Genomic DNA, 20,586 nt, shown 5'->3' with positions numbered 1-20,586 from the left:
GGGTCATGCCTGGACCACCCCGCGCCCACCGTCGTGGTCGAGCAGGGGGCGGAGCAGGGCGCTCAGGGCGGAGTCGTCGGCCCCGGCGCGGTCGGGCGCGGCGGCGGCCGGGGGCACCGGAGCACCGACGGGTGCGTGAGAGCCGGCGGGCGCCGGTGTGCCGGTGAGTGCGGGTGTGTCCGTGGGCGCGGGTGCGTCCGTGGGTGCCGGAGTGCCGTCGGGTGCGGGCAGGGCGGCGAGCTCGGCGAGTTCGGCCGCGATGTCGTCGGCCGTACGGGCCCGCAGGAGGAGCGACGGGTCGACGGTGGGGCCGCCCCGTTCGAGGGCGGTGGTCAGTTCCGCGATCATCAGGGAGTCCAGGCCGAGGGCCTGGAGGGGCCGGTCGCCGGGGTCCTCGCCCAGGACGTGGAGGAAGGCGTCCCGGACGCGGGCGCGCGTCGCGGTGGCGTCCGGCCGGGCGCCCGTCGGCTGCGGCCCGGGACCGGTGGGTCGCGCGGCGCCGGCGGCCGATGCCGCCGAGGTGGCCGGAGCCGGTGCGGCAACGGTCGGCCCCGCGGTACCTGCCGTTCCGGCCGTACCCGACGCACCTGCCGTACCTGGCGTGCTCCCCGTGCTCTCCGTGCTCTCCGTGCTCTCCGGAGCGGACGCGGTGCCGGGGAAGACGACGGCGCCGCCCGACCGCAGGTGGTCGAAGAAGGCGTCGAGCGCTTCGTCGGCGCCGACCGAGTACGCGGCGGAGTAGGTGTCGTCGGCCTTCATCCCGATGCCCGTCCAGTTCGGCCAGGCGTGCGCGGTGACGGCGGTGACCTCGTCGTCCTCCCGTTCGGCGAGGGCGAGTTGGAAGGCGTTGGCGAGGCTGTAGTCGACCAGGCCGCGCCCGGCCAGGGCCTGGGTGCCGGCGACGGAGGAGACGAGGACGGCGAAGTCCGCGCGCTGCTCCTTGGCCAGGCGGACGACGTTCAGCGAGCCGGCCACCTTGGGCGTCAGCACCTTCTCGGCGTCGGTCCAGGGGCGGCGGTGCATCGCGCCGAAGGGGTTGACGGCTCCGGAGGCGTGCACGACGCCGACCAGCCGGCCCCAGGTCTGCCCGAGCCGGTCCGTGACGGCGGCGAGTGCCGCCGGGTCGGAGACGTCGCAGGACACGTACTCGACCTCGGCGTCGCCCGCCGGCTGACGGAGCGCCTGGGCGCGGGTCGCGTCGAGGGGCGACCGGCCGACGACGGCGACGCGCCGGGCGCCCCGTGCGACGAGGCGCTCGGTCAGTCGCAGTCCGACGGCTCCGAGCCCTCCGGTGACCAGGCAGTAGCCCTCGGCCGGGAGGAAGTAGGGAGGGCCGGGCCTGGCGGGCACGTTCTCGGGCACGTGGCGGACGCCCCGCCGGTAGGCGGCGACGGTGGTCCCCGCGTCGGCGCTGTCGGTGTCCGGCGCGCCGGACGCCAGTGCGGCGAGCTCGGCGGCCAGGTGCGCGGCCTGGTCGGCGGCCGGATCGGCGGGGTCCAGGTGGACGACGGCGGTGGGCCGGCGCCCTTCGGCGCCCGCGGCCCGGACGGCCATGGCGGTCGCGGCCCGGACCGGGTCCGGGCGGGCGTCGCCGCGCTTCGTCCCGTGCGCGCCCTGCGCCGCGGAGTTCGGGTCCGCGCCGCCGAACGAGGCCCAGAGGACACCGGCCCGCGGCGGCAGCGTCCGCATCAGATCGCCCAACTCGCTCCAGACCGAGGTGAGTTCCGCCGGGTCGACGTGCCGGGTGTCCCGGGCTCCGATCACGACGGCGGCGTCGGCCGGAGCGCCGGGCGCGACGACGGTCACGCCACGGTCCCGGAGGAGTCCGGCCAGGGCCTGCCCGAGGGCGGGATCGGCCGCGGCCACGCTGACCGTCGCCGGACCGGCCGGGGTGGCCCGGTCCAGCGCGCGGGCGCGCCACTCGACGCGTACGGCAGGTGTGCCCGTACGTCCGTCCGGCTCCGGTGTCCCGGCGTGCCCCGCGGGCCCGGTCTCCTCGGGGCCGCGCCAGAACGGGGAACCGGCGAACGGGTAGGTGGGCAGGTCCGTGACGCGGGCCCCCGCGGGGGAGAGCCCGGACCAGTCGACGTGTGCGTACCCGGCGGTGGCGAGCTCGGCCGCGCGGGCCGGGTGGCCGGGGGCCGTGGTCGTGCCGGCCAGGGCGGCGGCCGCGTCGGCGGTGAGGTCGATGTCGACGCGGGCGACGGGGTGCGTCCCGTCCGCGACCGAGCGGAGCGCCGTCGCGAGGTCCGCCGCCGTGCGTCCGTGCACGGCGGTCTGGTACTCCAGCGGGGAGCGGCCGGTGTTGGCCGTGTGGCACAGGTCGGCCGTCTCGGCGGGGTCGCGGGCCGTGTCGAAGCGGGCGGCGTACGCGCCGGCCAGCTTCCGTACGGCCGGCTCGTCGGTGCCGGTGACGCGGACCACGTACGACTCCGGGGCGGGTACGTCCCGGGCCGGGACGGCGGGCGCCTCCTCCAGGATGACGTGGGCGTTGACCCCACCCATCCCGAACGCGCTCACCGCACCCCGACGCGGACCATCCACCGGACGCGGCCACACAGACACCCGATCCGCCAGGAAGAACGGAGTCCCCTCGAAACGGATGTGATCATTCGGCCGCACCACATGCAACGACGGAGGAACCACACCCCGCTCCATCGACAACAACACCTTCACCAACCCCGCAAGACCCGCAGCCGGCTCCAGATGCCCCACATTCCCCTTCAACGAACCCAACGCACAGAACTGCGAACGAGACGTCACACCCCGCCACGCACGCGTCAAACCCTCCACCTCGATCGGATCACCCAGACTCGTCCCCGTCCCATGCGCCTCCACCAGACCGATCGACTCCACCGACACACCCGCATCCACCAACGCAGCCGAAATCACCGACTCCTGCGCAGCACTGCTCGGCACCGTCAAACCACTCGTACGACCCCCGTGATTCACCGCCGAACCCTTCACCACACCCCGCACCCGATCACCATCACGCAACGCCGCACGCAACGGCTTCAACACCACCGTCACCACCCCCTCCCCCGGCACGAACCCATCCGCACCCGCATCGAACGGCCGCGAGTGACCGGAGGGGGACAGGGCGCGCAGGTTCCGCATGGCGACGTAGTGCAGGGGCGACATGGCGACGCGGACGCCGGCGACGAGGGCCTGCTCGCACTCTCCCGAGCGGATGCTCCGCACCGCGGTGTGCAGCGCCACCAGCGACGACGAGCACAGCGTGTCGATCGTCATGCTCGGACCGTGCAGGTCCAGGAAGAAACTCACCCGGTTCGCCAGGAAGGCGTTGTGGTTGCCCAGGCCGGCGGGGGCGTCCAGCTCCGGCGAGAGGTTGTAGTCCTTGTAGTGCTGGTAGCTCGCCCCGACGAACACGCCCGTGGCGGGCGACAGTCCGCGCGGCGGAAGTCCCGCCGACTCCAGCGCCTCCCAGGCGCTGCGGAGCAGCCAGCGCACCTGCGGGTCGAGCGCCTCGGCCTGCTTGGGGAAGAAGTCGAAGAACCGGGCGTCGAACTCCTCGACGCCGTCGAGGAACCCGCCCACGTCGGGCTCACGCCCGTCGGCGTACTTGCCCCAGCGCCGTGCGGGCGCGGGGCCGACCCGGTCGCCGGACTCGGCCAGCAGGTCCCACAGTCCTTCCGGGTCCGTGGCGCCGGGCAGGGCGACGGCCAGTCCGATGACGGCCACGTCGTCGGCGGACACGGCCTCGCCGGGGTCCGCGCCGTAGAGCGCGGCCGGGTCGGCGCCTTGGTCGGAGGTACGGCGGGCGGCCTGACCGGCGGGAGAGCCGAAGGACGGACCGGTTGCCGAACCGGTGGCCGGACCGCTTGCGCTTGCCGAACCGGTTGCTTCCTCGATGACGTGCGGCGACGTTTCCTCGGTCGGCTTCGCCTGGGCCTCGGGCCGCGCGAAGGCGTCCTCCGGGGCCAGCTCGGCGACGAAGGCGGCGAGGGTGCGGCAGTCGGCGGCGTCGAGGACGTCCGTCGGGCTGAGCGGTACGCCGTACCGCTCGTCCAGGTCGGCGGCGACGGCCGTCGCGAGCATGGAGTCGATGCCGACGGCGGACAGGGACGTGGTCGCGGTGATCCGGGGGTCGTGCAGCGCCGCCCGCACCACCTCGACGACGGCGGCCTCTGCCGTCGCGAGGCGTGGCGAGCGGGGCGCGGGCCCGGACGCCTCGACGCCCCCGCCCTCGCCACCTCCCGCAGCGGCGGTCTCGGCAGTCACGCCACCGGCCGTACCGGCCGTACCGGCGGTCTCGCCGGCAGCGCTGCCGGCGTCCGAGCCGTTCCCGGCCACCGTCCGGTACTCGACGCCTTCGAGGCGGACCAGGACCCGTCCGTCGTGCGCCAGCAGGTCGATGTCGCCGCGCCGTACGCCGTCGGCGCCGGTCTCGGTGCCGTCCAGCAGCGCGAACACCGTGTGCGCGGGGTCGCCCCAGCGCGTGGCGCCTTCGACGGCGACCGGCAGGAAGGTCCCGGTCGGCGCCTCGGGGTCGGCGAGGGTGAGGACGGCCATGGTCTGGAGGGCGGCGTCGAGCGCCGCCGTCTCCGCCTCCAGCGGGCTGTCGGCCGTGATGCCGACGCGGGCCAGAACCCGCCGGGGCCCGTAGTGGACCTCGGTGATCGACCGCAGCGGCACGGTGAGTTCCATGCCCTTGGCGGCGAACCAGGCGTAGAGGCCCGCGGGCTCCAGGCCGCGGCCCAGCTCCGCGCGCAGGGCGTCCAGGTCCCGGGCGGCGGGGGCGGGTCCGGCGTGAGCCGCGCCGGTCGTCAGTCGGGCGATGGTGCGGCCGGCGTGCCGGAAGGCGGCCGGACCCGTGCGGCCCGGCTCGTCCAGGTCGGTGGTCAGCGCGTGCGGGCCGCTCCCCCGGCCCGTGAAGGCGACGGCTCGCAGTTCACCGGCCGCGCGCAGCCCCAGGGCGAGGGGTACGGCCCCGGGCACGGTCTCCTCGCCGAGGACGCGGTGCGCCCGCGACAGCCGGCGGACGGCCTCGGCCACGTCCTCCGCGCGTGCTGCTGCCGGGGCTCCGCCCGCCGCGTCCTCCGGAGCGGCGGTGGCGGCGGGTGCCGCCGACACCGCGGGTGTCGCACCGAACGGGTACGGCGGCAGCGGTCGTCGGCGTACCGCCGGATCCGGGTACACGGACGCCCAGTCCACGGCCGCGCCTTCGACGTGGCGGAGGGCGTGGACGCCGAGCCCGGTCGAGGCGGTCTCCACCACGGCGGAGCCGCGGACGACGGACCCGGACGCCCAGTCCGCGAGCCGCAGCGCGTGGTCCAGTCCGGCGCCGATCTCCCAGGCGGTGGCGCCGAGGACCGCGATCCGGTGCGCCCGGTGGTCGCGTCCGACGGCGCTCGAACGGCACAGTTCCCGCACGCCGGAGGCCGTCTCCCCGCGGAGCGCCGCCCGGGTGGCGGCGATGCGCCGCAGCAGGGCCTCGGGGGTGTGGCCGGAGAGGACCAGCAGGTGCTCGTCGGCGGCGCCGTCCGGGTGGGCGGCCTCGGCGGCCGGTCCGTCGGCGGTCGCGTCGGGGCGCGGGCCGGCGACGTACTCCTCGACGACGACGTGGGCGTTGGTGCCGCCCATGCCGAAGGAGCTGACGCCGAACCGCCGCGGTCTGGTGGAGGTCCACGGGCGGGGCTCGGTCGGGATCTCGAACGGCCCGGAGGACAAGTCGAGGTGGCTGCTGGGCTTCTCGTGGCCGGCGACCGGCGGGATCTCCCCGTGCCGCAGGCTCAGCAGGGCCTTGACGAGCCCGGCGAGCCCGGCCGCGGGTTCCAGGTGCCCGATGTTGCCCTTGACGGCGCCGAGGTGGACCGGTCCTTCGCGGTCGGGATCGCCGCCGAACACCTCGGTCAGGGCGGCGAGTTCGATGGGGTCGCCGAGACGGGTCGCGGTGCCGTGGGTCTCGATGAGGGAGATGTCGGCGGGGGCGAGCCCGGCGTCGTCCAGTGCCGCGCGGACGACGGCGGCCTGGGCTTCGCTGCGGGGCACGGGCAGCGCGCTGCCACGACCGCCGTGGTTGACGGCCGTTCCCCGGACGACGCCCCAGACGAGGTCGCCGTCGCGCTCCGCGTCCGCGAGCGGCTTCAGCAGGACGGCGAGCGCCCCCTCGCCGGGGAGGAAACCGTCGGCGTGCTCATCGAAGGGTTTCGGAAGCCCCTCCGACAGGGCGCCGAGCTGGCTGAGGCTGCGGTAGTACCACGGCGTCAGGCCGACCTGGCAGGCCGCGACGATCGCGGCGCCGCAGTGGCCGGAGCGGAGCGCGGTGACCGCCTGCTGGAGGGCGACGAGCGAGGACGAGCACAGGGTGTCGACGGTCTGCGAGGGCCCGGTGAGGTCGAGGGCGTACGAGATCCGGTTGGCGAGCACCGCGTTCATGGAGCCGAGCGCGGTGTGCGGGCCCACGGTCTCCAGCCCGTGCGTGTCGCGGTGGTGGGTGTAGGTGGCGGCGACGAAGACGCCGATGTCGCGGCGGCCGACGAGGCCGGCCTCGTCGCGGACCGACCAGGCGTGCTCCAGGAGCAGCTTCTGCTGGACGTCCATATCCTCGGCCTCGCGCACGGAGATGCCGAAGAAGGTCGGGTCGAACCGGTCGGCGTCGGCGAGGAAGGCGCCCTTGCGGCAGTACGTGCCCGTCATGCGGGGGCCGCGCTGCTCGAAGTGGGCGTCGACGTCCCAGCGTTCGGCGGGTACGTCGGTGAAGGCGTGGTCTCCCGCGCGCAGCAGCGGCCAGAGGTCCGCGATGCCGCCCGGGGCGCCGGGGAGGTCGCCGGACACGGCGACGATGGCGACGTCCAGGTCGCGCCCGCCCGGTGCCGAGCGCCGCGGGCGGTACGGAGCGGGGGCCGGGGTGGTGGCTTCGCCCGCGGGTGCGGAGACCGCCGGCCGGGCGGGTCGGCCCGTGTCGACGGCGGCGTCCCCCGAGTCGGAGTCCCTCTCGGCGGCCTGCGCCGCCGCTCCGGCGGCCTCGCCCCCGGTCGGCTCCGGCAGCGCCGCCGCCGCGCCGTAGCGCTCGGTGAGCGCTTCCGCCAGTTCGTCGAAGGCCCCGTACTCCAGGAAGAGCGTGGCCGGAAGGCTGACACCCCATCGGCGGGACAGCTCCTCGGACAGCTCGACGCTCATGATCGAGCTCATGCCGTAGTCCGCCAGGAGCGCCTCGCGGTCGAGGGACGCGATGCCCAGCCGCTCGACGAGGAAGTCGGCCAGCGCGTCGGCCACCCGCTCCACGGCGCCCGCCCCGGTCCCACCGGAGTGGTCACCGGGAACGGCGGCGTGCGCGGTGACGGCGACGTCTGCGGTAGCGGTGACGTCTGCGGTCACGGTGACGTCCGCGGTGGCGGTGACGGCGGAGGAGTGATCCCGCCCTTCCGGCTCGATGATCTCGGTGCCCGCGTCCGGGTGGGCGATGACGAGCTGCCGGGCGGGCTCCTCCGCCGCCAGGACGGCCATGAGGGCGTCGAGGCCCTCCGCGGTGGTCAGCGGCCGGACGCCGCGGGCCCGGAGCTGGTCCGCGACGGCCGTGCCCATGCCGACCTCGCCCCACAGGCCCCAGTCGACGCTGAGCCACGGCGCGCCGTGCGCGTGGGCGTAGCCGTCGAGGTAGGCGTTGGCGGCGGCGTATCCGCCCTGCCCGAGGTTCCCGAAGGTGCCCGAGACGGAGGCGAACAGCACCGCGAAGTCGAGGTCGCTCCCGGTCAGGGCGGCGGCGAGCTCGCGGACCCCGTCGGCCTTGGGCCCCATCACGGCGGCGACGTCCTCGGCGGTGGCGCTGCGGATCAGCCCGTCCTTGAGGGTGCCGGCGGCGTGGACGACGCCGTGCACGTCGCCGTGCTCGCGCCGCATCCGCTCCAGCAGGGCCGTCAGGGCGCCGGGGGCGGTGATGTCCGCGCTGTACGAGACGGCCAGGCAGCCGTGGGCGGCGATGGCCGCGGACCGCTCGTCGGAGCCGGGGTTCCCGCCGGAGCGGGAGACCAGCGCGACGACGCCGGCGCCCTCGCGGGCGAACCGTTCGGCCACTTCGAGGCCCAGGCCGCCGTGGCCGCCGAGCACGAGGTAGCGTCCCCCGGGCCGGATCGGGCCCTGGCCGGCGGGCCTCGGCGGGGTGTACGCGGACCGGTCGCGCACCCGGACGGGCACGTGCCGGACGTCGCCGCGGTAGCCGGTCTCGACGGGCCCCCGGGCAACGCCGAGTTCCGCGACGAGGGCGGGGAGCAGCGCGTCGGGGTCGCCGCCGAGGTCGACGATCCGCGGGCGCAGGCCCGGGTACTCGATGGCGGCGGTGCGCAGGAGCCCCCACAGGGCGGCGCGGGCGGGCACCGGCCGGTCGCCGGCGGTGACGGGCTGGCCGTCGCGGGTCGCGACGAGGAAGCGGGCCTTGCGCTGCCGCTCGCCGAGGGTGCGAAGGGCCGCGAGGCAGGCGTACAGCCCGAGGCGCAGCTCGTCCTCCTCGCCGCGTCGGCCGTCGGTCGGGCCGTCGGCGTTCCACAGGTGGAGCACGCCCGTGACGGGGTCGCCGATCTCCTCCCAGAGCCGGCGGAACCCGTCCTGGTCGGGCCGGTCCAGGGTCGTCCGGTCGGGGTCGGGAGCGCCGCCGGGGGACGCGGCCGGGCCGGCGGCGACCTCCACGACGCGGGCGCCGTCGGCCCGCAGCGCTTCGGCGGCGCCGGTGCCGAGCCGGTCGGCGGGGCCGTGGTGGAGGACCACCCAGGTGCCCGAGGCCGGTTCACGGCGGGCGGGGTCGCCCGCCTCGGGGTGCCAGTCGATGCGGGAGACAGGCAGAGGTTCCCGCCGTTCCGCAGCGCTGTCGGACGTCCGTGCCGGGGCCGTGGTGCCGGTCGCCGCCGCTGGCGTACGCGTCACGGTGGTGGTACGCCGCATCCGCACGCCCCGGAACTCGGCGAGGACATCGCCGGAGGGGCCGAGCAGCAGCGCGTCGGCGGTGGCGTAGGCGCCGTCGTCACCGGTACGGCGGACGTGGACGGTGACCCCGTCCGTCGCCGTCGACAGGTCGGCGAAGAGGGCGAGCCGCTCGACGCCGATCGGCAGCATCGGGTACGGGCCGTCCGTGCCCGTCAGGTCCTGAAGGGCGCAGCTGACGACCTGGAAGACGCCGTCCACCAGCAGCGGGTGGGCGTACCAGGGCATCGGCTCGGCGTCGGACCGCAGGGTGGCGCGGGCGGTTCCGGCGTCGGCGACGGAGAGTGCGCGGACGGTGCGGAAGTCGGGGCCGTACTGGAGTCCCTCGCGCTCCCATCCGGTGTAGAGCCGCTCCGGGGCGATGTCCCGTGCGCCGGCGTGCTCGTGGTCCGCCGTGGCGCGGGCGGGCCGTGCCGTGTCCGCCGGGAGGAACCGTCCGGCGCCGGTGGACAGCTGCTTGCGGGTGCCGGCCACGAGGGTGGTCAGCTCGAAGCGGGTCCGGTCGGGGCCGGGGGTCACGTCGAGCCGGACCGGTGCGCTGCCCTGGTCGGCGACCGCGAGGGGGCGGAGGAACGACACCCCGGTGAGTTCCAGGGCAGCGAACGGTCGGCGGCGTGCGACTCCGACGAGTGCCATCTCCAGTTGCACGGCTGCGGGGAGCAGTCCGGTCCCCGCGGCGCGGTGCTGGGCGATGAGGGGCTCCTGGCCCGTGAACGTCTTCTCGTACGTCTCTGGGGTGTGCGTCACTGTCCCTCGCTCCGGTGCTCGTAGTGACGGTCGAACAGCGGGTGTCCCACGGCAGGCGCAGCCGACGCGGTGCGCGTGGCGCGCTCGCCGCGGGCCGGGGGCGCGACCAGGTCCTGCCGGTGGAAGGGGTACGTGGGCAGGGTCGTCGTGCGGTGGCCCTTGCCGGCGTGCACACCCGCCCAGTCCACCGAACCCGAGCCCGAAGCGGCGTACGACGCCACAGCCGCGTACACCTCCGCCTGGTCCACCCGATCACGCCGCAGCGTCGACAACCACAACGGCTCATCGCCCGACCACGACGCACGTGCCAGCGACGTCAGCTGCGGCTGCGCGCCGATCTCCCAGACCACCCCCGCGCCCACACCCGACACCAGCCCGACCGCCTCCGAGAACCGCACCGGCTCACGAATCCCACGCGCCCACACATGCGCGTCCTTCACGGACTCCGGTGTGTGCCAACCGCCCGACACCGTCGACGCGAACGCCACCCGCGGAGCCGACCACTCGACACCCGACACCGCCCCGGCGAACGGAGCCACCGCCCCCTCCATCAACGCCGAGTGGAACGCATGACTCACCACGAGCGACTGCGACCGCAGACCCGACTCCGCACGGAACCGTGCCACCGCATCCACCGGACCCGAAACCGTCACCACACGAGGCGAGTTGAACGCAGCCACCTCAACCCCGGGAAACGCCTTCAACGCCTCCACGACAGCAGCCGCATCACCATGCACCGCAGCCATCGCACCCGCACCCGGCTGCGACTCCATCAACCGCCCACGCACCACCGCCAGACGCAGCAGATCCCCCAGACCCACCACACCCGCGGCCCACCCCGCACTCAACTCACCCAGACTGTGACCCACCACCACATCCGGACGCACACCCAACGACTCCAACCACCGCACCAACCCCACCTGCACCGCCACAATCCCCACCTGCGCACACCTCGTCGAGTCGAGGAGGTGTGCCGATATGCCGAACAGCAGGTCCGTCAGCGGTACGTCGAGATGGCCGGCGAGCAGGGAGGCGCACTCGTCGAGTGCCGCCCGGAACACGGGCTCGGTCTTGTACAGGCCCTGGGCCATGCCCGCGTACTGCGAGCCCTGGCCGGTGAACATGAAGACCACCGGCGCCGACTTCCGACCGCTCCGGCGAGCCACCGGAGACGCTCCGGAGGCGATGTCCCGCAGCGCGACGGCGAGTTCACCCGCGTCGCCGCCCGAGACGACCGTGCCGAAGCGGTGCTCGGCGCGACCTGTGTTGGCGGTGTAGGCGAAGTCGCCGAGTCGGTCGTCGTCGACCTCGGCAAGCCGGTCGGCATAGGCGTCGGCGAGTGCGCGGACGGAGATCTCGTCCGCCGCGTCCACCCGCACCAGATACGACTCCTGCCCCACCACCTCACGAGCAGCAACCGCAGGGGCCTCCTCCAGGATGACGTGGGCGTTGACCCCACCCATCCCGAACGCGCTCACCGCACCCCGACGCGGACCATCCACCGGACGCGGCCACACAGACACCCGATCCGCCAGGAAGAACGGAGTCCCCTCGAAACGGATGTGATCATTCGGCCGCACCACATGCAACGACGGAGGAACCACACCCCGCTCCATCGACAACAACACCTTCACCAACCCCGCAAGACCCGCAGCCGGCTCCAGATGCCCCACATTCCCCTTCAACGAACCCAACGCACAGAACTGCGAACGAGACGTCACACCCCGCCACGCACGCGTCAAACCCTCCACCTCGATCGGATCACCCAGACTCGTCCCCGTCCCATGCGCCTCCACCAGACCGATCGACTCCACCGACACACCCGCATCCACCAACGCAGCCGAAATCACCGACTCCTGCGCAGCACTGCTCGGCACCGTCAAACCACTCGTACGACCCCCGTGATTCACCGCCGAACCCTTCACCACACCCCGCACCCGATCACCATCACGCAACGCCGCACGCAACGGCTTCAACACCACCGTCACCACCCCCTCCCCCGGCACGAACCCATCCGCACCCGCATCGAACGGCCGCAGGGCGTTGGACGGGGAGAAGGAGCGGAGGCGGGAGCCGAGCTGGAAGTACTGGGGGGACATGCCCAGGTGCACGCCGGCGACGACGGCCTGCTCGCACTCCCCGGAGCGGATGCTCCGCACCGCGGTGTGCAGCGCCACCAGCGACGACGAGCACAGCGTGTCGATCGTCATGCTCGGACCGTGCAGGTCCAGGAAGAAACTCACCCGGTTCGCCAGGATCGCGTTGTGGTTGCCCAGGCCGGCGGGTGTCTGGACGACGTCCCCGACCACGGTGTCGCGGTAGTGCTGGTAGCTGGCGCCCACGAACACGCCGGTGGTCGGCTGCGTCCTGCCCGCGATGCCCGCGTCCTCCAGGGCGCGCCAGGCCGACTGGACGAGGTGGCGCTGCTGCGGGTCGATCCACTCGGCCTCGGCGGGCGAGAGCCGGAAGAAGCCGGGGTCGAAGTCGGTGAGGCCGTCGACGAAGCCGGCGCGCCGCAGGTAGACGGTGCCGGGGGCGCCGTCCGTCCCGTAGTAGGCGTCGATGTCCCAGCGGGAGGCCGGGACCTCGGTCAGGCAGTCCTCGCCCTCCACCAAGACGCGCCACAGCTCGTCCAGGTTCGCGGCGTTGGGGAACACGCCGTCGATGCCGATGACGGCGATGTCGTGCGTGTCGTCGTCCGTGTCGTCGTCCGCGGCGGAAGCGACGGCGGTGGAAGCCGCGGGCACCGGGGCGGGAGCCGCGGGCACCGGGGCGGGAGCCGCGGGCGCGGGCCCGGTGGGGGCCGCCGCGGGAACCACGGGGACCGGCGGGGTGGACCCGTTCGGCTCGGGGGCCGGGGCCGGCGGGTGTGCCGGCCCTTCGCCCGTGACGGCCGGGCCTTCCGAGCCGCCCGACCCCGCGCCGGCCGGGAGGTCGGTCGCGTCGGCGGGCGGGGCCGTGACGCCGTACTCGTCCCGCAGTTCCTCCGCGAGGCGGTCGACCGTGCCGACCTCCAGGACGAGGGTCACCGGGATGTCGACGCCGAGCCGGGACCGGATGTCCTGGGCCAGGGAGACCGCGAGCATCGAGTCGAGGCCCTGCTCCTGGAGCGGGCGGTCGGTTTCCAGTTCGGCGGCGTCCAGCTCCAGGGCCTCGGCCACCCAGTCGGCCAGCGCCGCCTCGAGCGAGCGGCCCGGAAGGCCGCCGGGCAGGTGACCGTTGGAGGCGGGCACGGCCGCCGGGGCGCGCACCGGAGCCGGTGCGGGAACGGGGGCCGGGGACGCGGCCGGGGCCGGGCGGTGGCCGTGGCCCGTGTCACCGGCGGCGCCCGGACCGGACGGCGCCGAGGACAGCCGCTTCCAGGTGATGCCCCGCGCCTCCAGCACGGGCTCGTCGCCGTCGAGGACGACCAGGCTGGCGGTCAGCAGGCCGGCGTCCGGCCCCGCGTCCCGGTCACGCCGGGCGTACACACGGGCGGTGGCGGGAAGCCGGCCGAGGACGGTGAGCCGTTCGACGGTGAAGGGGACGTACAGCCCCTGCGCGCCGCAGGCCGCGAGCGCGATCTGGAAGGCGCCGTCCAGGAGACGGGCGTCCACGGTCCCGGCGGTGTCGCCGCGCAGGACTCCCAGCGCCTCCCCCGGGGCGACCGTCAGGGACGCCACGGTGCGGAAGCCGGTGCCGTAGTCCAGACCGGCGCGGGCGAACGCCGCGTACATCGCGTCCAGTCCGACCTCGCTGAAGCGGTGCGAGGCGGGCGGGACGGTGAGGGCCGGCTGCTCGGGCGTCGTCAGCGTCGTGGTGCACACCAGGGCGCCGGAGCCGTCGCGGAAGGCGAGGGCGTCGCCGTCGCGTGCGGCCGTGAGCGTCGCGGGGGCCTCGACGGCCGCCCGGAAGGTGAGGTCGCGCAGACCGAAGCGGTCCCGGCCGAGGAAGTCGGCGACCTTGGCCGGGTAACCGGCACCCGGCAGGGTGGGCCGGCCGAGGACGAGGTGCTCGGCCGCCTCCGGATGCTCCGTCCACGTGCTGCGGGTGCGCGTGGGAGCGGGCGGGGGCGTCTGCTCCTGCTGGGGTTCGAGCCACAGGTACTTCTCGGCGTGCGGGGCGGTCGGGAAGCGGACCCCGGCCCGGCGGCGCGGCCCGGCGGCGAGGTCGGTTCCCGCGACGAACGCCTCCGCCGCGGCGGCGAGTTCGCCGCGGCTCGCGGGCGCTGCGGTGGGCAGCCCGTGAGGACTCGCCGCGGTGGCCGCGACGCCCACGTGGAGGGAGCGCACCTCCTCGACGCCGGCCAGGAACAGCTGGAGCTTGTCCTGGAGTTGTTCGGCGCTGTCGGCGACGCACGCCAGTCGGTGCACGCCGGCCGGGCGCAGCCGGCTCGCCTCGGCCAGGGCCTCCAGGGAGGGGCAGTAGGCGGAGCGCAGCATGAGCACGAGTCGGCGGGCGAGGGTGCGCAGCGCGTCGTCGGAGCCGGCCGAGAGGACCAGCAGCTGGGGACCGGAGTCCGTGCCGTCCTGCTCCGTGCCCGGTGCGGCCTCGACCACGACGTGGGCGTTCGCGCCGCCGAAGCCGAAGCTGCTGACGCCCGCGACGCGCGGGCCGGGGCCCCACGGCAGGAGGCGGTCGGCCACGTACAGCGGGGAGCCCTCGAAGTCGAACGACCTGTTCGGCGTCTCGTAGTTCAGGGACGGCGGGATGTGGGCCGCCTGGAGCGCCAGCACCGTCTTGATGAGGCCGGCGATGCCCGCGGCGGGCTCCAGGTGGCCGAGGTTGGTCTTGACGGAGCCCACCGCGACCGGGGTGCGGCCGGCGGGCTCGCCGAGGACCGCGTGGAGGGCCTCCAGCTCGATGAGGTCGCCGAGCTGCGTCCCGGTGCCGTGCGCCTCGACGTAGCCGATGTCGGCGGCGGTGCGCCCGGAGCGGGCCAGGGCCCGGCGCAGTACGGCTTCCTGGGCGGGCCGGCTGGGCGCGGTGAGGAAGCCGGCGCTGCCGCCGGTGTGGTTCACGGCGGTGCCTCGGACGACGGCGAGGACCGGGTCCCCGTCGCGTTCGGCGTCGGACAGCCGCTTGAGGATGAGGGCGCCGGCGCCCTCGCCGCGCACGTAGCCGTCGGCGGCGTCGTCGAAGGCGCGGCAGGCGCCCTGCGGGGAGAGCATGCCGTTACGGGTGAAGGAGCGGGTCTTGGCCGGGGTGAGCACCAGGTTGGCGGCGGCCACGACGGCGGCGTCGATCTCGCCGGCCCGCAGGTGCATGGCGGCCTCGTGGAGGGCGACGAGGGACGACGAGCAGGCCGTGTCGACGGCGAAGCTCGGGCCGGACCAGTCGAAGACGTGGGAGAGGCGGTTGGCCACCATGGAGGGGGCGGTGCCGGTCGCCACGTGCGGGTCGGAGTGACCGATGCTCCGGGCGACGATCTCCGGGAAGTCGCTGGCGATGGCGCCGACGAAGACGCCGGTGTCGGCTCCGAGCGAGTGGTGGTCGCGTCCGGCGCTCTCCATGGCCTCGGAGGTGACGCTGAGCAGCATCCGCTGGAGCGGGTCCATGCGGCGCGCTTCGCGGTCGGTGAGGCCGAAGCGGGCGGCGTCGAAGTACTCGACGCCGTCGAGCCAGCCCATCCGCACGTCGTCGGAGGCCGCCTCGGACCACAGGTGGGCCCAGCCGCGCTTGCCCTCGGGGGCGGCGCCGATGCTGGACACGCCGGCGACGAGGTTCTGCCAGAGCTCGTCGGGGGTGCCGGCCCCGGGGAACCGGCACGCCATGCCGATGACGGCGAGGGCGCCGTCGTCGACGGGCCGCGCCGAGGAGGCCCCGGACGGGGTGGCGGCGGGTACGGCCGCGGCGGCCGGCGTGGCCGCGGGGCCGGGAGTGCCCGCGGCGGCGGGGGCGGGCGCGGTGCCGTGCGCGGCCGGCGCGGCAGCGGTGTCGGTCACCGCGTCCGCCGGTGCCGGTACGGTCCCGGCGACGGGGGCCGTGTCCTGGTCCCGCAGGGTGACGACGCCCTCGGCGCCCAGGAGGCGGGCCAGCTTGACGGGGGTGCCCGAGGCGAAGATGGCGGGGGCGGTCACCGAGGCGCCCAGCTCGCCGCCCAGGCGTGCGGCGGCGACGGTGACGTTCACCGAGTCGCCGCCCAGGTCGAAGTAGTTGGCGTGGACGTCGAAGTCGGGGTGGTCCAGGGTGGTGGCGAAGACGCGTGCGATGGACCGGGCCAGTTCGTCCTCGGTCATGCCGGCGTCGGCGGTCGCGCCGGACCCTGAGGGCACGGCGGTGTCCCCGTCCGTCGTCTCCGGAGCCGGCTCCGCGGCCGCCGCGAGGGTCGCGGGCTCGGGTGCCGCCGTACGGGGCTCGGCCTCGGGGCTCGTCGTCGGCTGGGCGGCGGCGGGCTCCTGCTCCTCACCGGAGCGCAGGATGGTGTCGCGCGTGGGCAGCGGGAGCGCGGCGCGGGCCACCTTGCCGTTGTCGGTGAGCGGCAGGACGTCGAGGTTCACGTAGGCGTCCGGCACCATGTAGGCGGGAAGGGCGGCGGCGACCAGTGCGTCGAGCCGCGCCTTGCCGGGCATGGCGTCGCCCACCAGATAGGCGGTGAGCCGCAGTTCGCCGCGGCCCTCGAAGCGCGCCGCGACGACGACGGCGGCCGTGACGCCGTCGATCCTCTCCAGGATCCGCTCGATCTCGGCGGGCTCGATGCGGTGGCCCCGCACCTTGACCTGGGCGTCGGACCGGCCGAGCCATTCGACCGCGCCCGTCTCGTGCAGGCGGACCTCGTCGCCGGTGCGGTAGAGCCGCGTGCCGGTGACGGGGTGCTCGACGAAGACCTCCCGCGTCAGGTCCGGGCGTCCGGCGTATCCGCGGGCCAGTCCGGTGCCGGAGAGGTACAGCTCGCCGGTGGTCCCGGGCTCGCTCGGGTTCAGGTCCGTGTCCAGGACGTGCAGTTCCATGTGCGGCAGGGGTTCGCCGAGCGGGAGGAACGTGCCGACGGACTCGACCCGGTGGGCCGCGGCCCAGATCGTCGCCTCGGTGGGGCCGTACAGGTTCCACAGGGCGCGGGCGGGCTCGTGCAGGCGCTCGGCGGTGGCGGGCGACAGGGCCTCGCCGCCGGAGAGGACGGTCAGCCCGGCGTGCGGGGTCCAGTCGGCCCCCAGCAGCAGGCGCCAGAGGCTGGGGGTTGCCTGGGCGACGGTGACGCCGCTCGCCACCTCGGCCAGCCGGTACGGGTCGGCCGCGGTCTCGCGGGAGGCGAGGACGACCGTGGCGCCGACCGTGAGCGGCAGCAGCAGCTCCAGGAGGGAGATGTCGAAGGCGACCGTGGTGTGGGCGAGGACGGTGTCGTCCGCGGTGACGCCGAGGCGTCCGCCGATGCCGGTGAGGAAGTCGGCGAGGGCTCCGTGACCGATCTCGACGCCCTTGGGGTCGCCGGTGGAGCCGCTGGTGAAGAGGGTGTACGCGAGGTCGTCGGCGGTCACCCGCGGAGGTACGGCCTGGGCCGCTCCGTCCGCGACGGGCACCTGTCGAGCGGGGCCCAGGGACGCGCCCAGCGCGTGGGTGCGGGCGTCGGTGAGGATGAGTTCGCAGCGCGAGACGTCCACGTACCGCCGCAGCCGGTCCTCGGGGTAGCCCGGGTCCAGGGGCAGGAACGACGCGCCGGCCCGCAGGATGCCGAGCATCGCGGGGAGCAGCGCGGTGTCGCGCTCCAGGAGGACGCCGACCACGGCGCCCTGCTCGACGCCCTCGTCGTGCAGGCGGGCCGCGACGGCGTCCGCCCAGGCGTCGAGACCGGCGTAGTCGAGCGTGCGCTTCCCGGCGCGGACGGCGACGGCTCCGGGCCGCTCCGCGGCCGCGGCGGCGAAAAGGTCGAGCACGGTCGGGCCGCCGGTCTGCTCGCCGGGCTCCCCGGCGTCGGCTTCCGCGCCGTCCCCGGTGGGCTCCCCCGGAGGGGCGGAGGAGGGCGCTGCGGTGCCGGAGTCGCCGGAGCGTGCGGAGTCGGTGGACTCGGTCGGCGGCTCGTCGCCCTGGAGCAGCGCGGCCATGGCCAGGTCCTCGACGCGCTCCACGAAGTCCAGCGCCTCGTCCTCGTCCATGGCGGTCTCCCGCACGAAGATCGTGGGCGGGCCGTCGTTCAGGCACAGCAGGGCGATCTCGGTGTGGGGGTCGGCGGAGGCCTCCTCGCCGGAGTCCCGTTCCAGCACCATGACGCGGGTGAAGCTCGGCTCGTCGGTGCCGAGGGGCCGTCCGGCGAGCCCGAGGCGGACTTCGAGGTCCCCGGCGTAGCCCTGGCGGGCGGCGGCCTCGTCGAGCCTCTGCCGCAGCGAGCGGGCGGTCCCGCCGTCGTAGCGGACGGGGAAGCGGGCGGCCGTCAGCCCGTGCGTGCGGTCCGCGAGGACGCGGGCGGTCGACGGGGACCAGGCGAAGTCGAAGACCTCGTCGCCGGCGCGTTCGGCGACGGCGGCGAGGAAGGCGCGGAGGACGGCGACGCTCTCGTCCCGCGAGGCGGGGACGTACGCCAGCTCGTAGTGCCCGTAGTGGGCGGTGGCCGCGGAGAAGTCGTCGGCCGCCAGCGGGACCGGGCGCACGTCCTCCAGGCGGGCGCGCCACCACGGCTCGTGGGGGCGCAGGCGCTTCTGGGCCTCGGCGATGTCGGCCAGGCGCTCTTCCGAGACGGCCGGGAGGGCGGCACCGGCGGCGATGCCGAGGCGCTGGGCGGCGGCCTGGCCGCTGAGCGTGCTGCCGTCGACGGCCCGCCAGTCGCTGAGGACGAGGTCGGCGTCGGGCGCGGCCAGGGTGATGGCCGTGGTGGTGACGGACAGGACGGTGGTCGCGGTGCGCGGTTCGTCGCGGGGGATCAGCCGGGCCTGCCGGGTGTAGACCGCGCCGAGTTCGGTGACGAGGGCGGGCACGCCGAGCGGGTTGGGGAAGGAGCCGTGGTCCAGGGCCCTGACGAGGCGTACGGCCTCGGCGGCGGTGGTGCCGGCGTGGATGACGCCGCCCCCCGCCATGCGCGCGGACCGGCGGTAGAAGCGGCGCTCGCGGCCGCTCGTGTCGAGGATCTCGGGCAGGGTCCGGCGGGCGATGTGCGGGACGAGGTCGGCGAACAGCTCGATGCCCGTCTCGGCGGCCTCGTACGTGAGGGAGAGGGCGGTGGCGTGGTCGCGTACCGGGAACCAGCGCTCCAGGAGCACACCGCCGGCGTCGACGGCCTCGGTCATCAGGTGCCAGGTGGCCGCGTGCCGCGGGGCTCCCTCGTACAGGGCCCAGGCGGGGACGTGGCTGCCGGAGTAGCGGGGCAGCGGGCCGTCGTGGAAGTTGATCGCGGCGATCTTCGGCAGGTCGAGGACGGCTCCGGGCAGGATCCGGAAGTTGACCATGCTGAACAGGTAGTCGAACGGCCGCTCCGACAGGAGCGCCGTGAGGTCGCCGGCCGGGTCGTGCACGGGCACGTCGTGGGCGTCGGCCCAGGCGACGACGGCGGGGTCGCGGCTGAGGACGCCCTCGATCGTCACACCGGCGTCGAGGAGTCGGGTGCCGCACTGGGTGAGGACGCGGGTGCCGCCGATCAGGTAGCAGTTGGCTGTCGTGCTCACCGCTCCGCCTTTCCGGATTCGGCGGCCTCGTCGTTCTCGGCGGCGGAGGGGGCGGCCGAGGCGGTCGCGGCGCCCCCGGCGCCGTCCTCGCTGCCGGCGCTCCCGGCCTCGGGTGCGTCGGCGGTCTCGCGGACGACCCAGGCGTCGATCTGGGCCACGACCTCCTCGTCGTACGAGAGCTGGCCGGGCGTCCACAGCGGGTTGGAGAGGCCGCGGTGGGTCCGCTCGCACATCTCCCAGTCCTCGTAGTTGGCCTTGTCCCACAGCGCGAAGACGTCCTCGTGCGAGAAGTCGCTCTTGGCGGTCTCGCTGGGGTGGAACAGCCAGAAGTGGCGGACGAAGCAGGTGCCGGGACTCTCCGGCCAGACCCACTGCATCATCACGTAGTCGGCGGTGAACCCGAAGAGCAGGTTGGGCAGGATGGTGATCCAGTTGATCTTCTGGAGGTCGCCCTCGGGGACGTTCGGCATCGGCGTACGCCCACTGCGTCCCGTGACGGAGACGGAGTTGTAGCCGGTACGGATCGACTGCCAGGCGCCGACGATGTCGCCCCGGAGGCCGTAGGTGCCCGCGTCGTCGAAGTCGGTGATGCGGTGCAGGTCCTTGTGGGCGGTCGGGAAGTGGAGGCTCTCGTTGACGTTGTGCGCGACGAGCTTCCAGTTCGAGGCGACCGGGTAGTCCTTGGCCTCGACGCACTCCAGGTCGGCGAGGTCGTAGACCTTGGCGAACTCCCCGAACTCGCCGAGCGACTCGTCGAGGTCCGGGGCGTCGTCGGAGAGCGCCACGAAGACCACGCCGAAGCGGACCTCGGTCCGCACGGGCAGCAGACCGTTCTTCTCCTTGTCGAAGAAGTGGTCCATGTACGTGCCGTTGAGGCTCTTGAGCTTGCCGTTCCGGTCGTAGACCCAGCAGTGGTACAGGCAGACGAGGCTCTGGCGCTTGCCGGTGGCCTCCTCGACGAGCTTGTAGCCGCGGTGCCGGCAGTAGTTGTGGTAGCCCTGGATCCCGTTGTCGCCGTGGATGAGCAGGATGGATCCGGAGCCGATGTTGAGGGTGCTGTAGGCGCCCTTCTCCTTCAGCCGGGAGACGTGGTCGACCGGGAGCCAGCGCCGGCCGTAGATGCGGGCCATCTCCCGGCGGAACTGCTCCTCGCCGGTGTAGAACGCGTGCGACCTGCCGATGCCGCCGGTCTCGAAGTAGGGCCTGTCCTCATCCTGGTCACTGATGAGGTCGAACATGCTGGACGCACGCGTCATCTGCGGGACTCCCTCGAAGGCAAAGCGCATGGAGTGGTGCCGTGCCGGCGCGGCCGTGGTCCGGGGCCCGTGAGGAC

General features: G+C 74.7%; 3 protein-coding genes. All 3 read right to left on the bottom strand.

Annotated elements, in window-relative coordinates; translation table 11 throughout:
- Positions 1–3: 3 nt before the first annotated feature.
- The 3 genes from ACY0MR_RS35150 to ACY0MR_RS35140 are packed head-to-tail and all read right to left on the bottom strand — an operon-like array spanning position 4 to position 20,509.
- Positions 4–9,684: an SDR family NAD(P)-dependent oxidoreductase gene (locus tag ACY0MR_RS35150; protein ID WP_473557648.1), complete on the bottom strand. Its 9,681-nt coding sequence runs from the start codon at positions 9,682–9,684 to the stop codon at positions 4–6.
- Positions 9,681–19,253: an amino acid adenylation domain-containing protein gene (locus tag ACY0MR_RS35145; RefSeq protein ID WP_473557647.1), complete on the bottom strand. Its 9,573-nt coding sequence runs from the start codon at positions 19,251–19,253 to the stop codon at positions 9,681–9,683. Before ACY0MR_RS35145 ends, ACY0MR_RS35150 begins: the two co-directional genes overlap by 4 nt.
- Entirely contained in the window at positions 19,250–20,509 is a 1,260-nt protein-coding gene (locus tag ACY0MR_RS35140; protein WP_388804056.1) for an aromatic ring-hydroxylating oxygenase subunit alpha, read from the bottom strand. Before ACY0MR_RS35140 ends, ACY0MR_RS35145 begins: the two co-directional genes overlap by 4 nt.
- Between the last annotated feature and the right edge of the window lie 77 nt (positions 20,510–20,586).

Source organism: Streptomyces sp. JN8, assembly GCF_055808075.1.
This window is presented reverse-complemented; position numbering and strand designations above follow the sequence as displayed.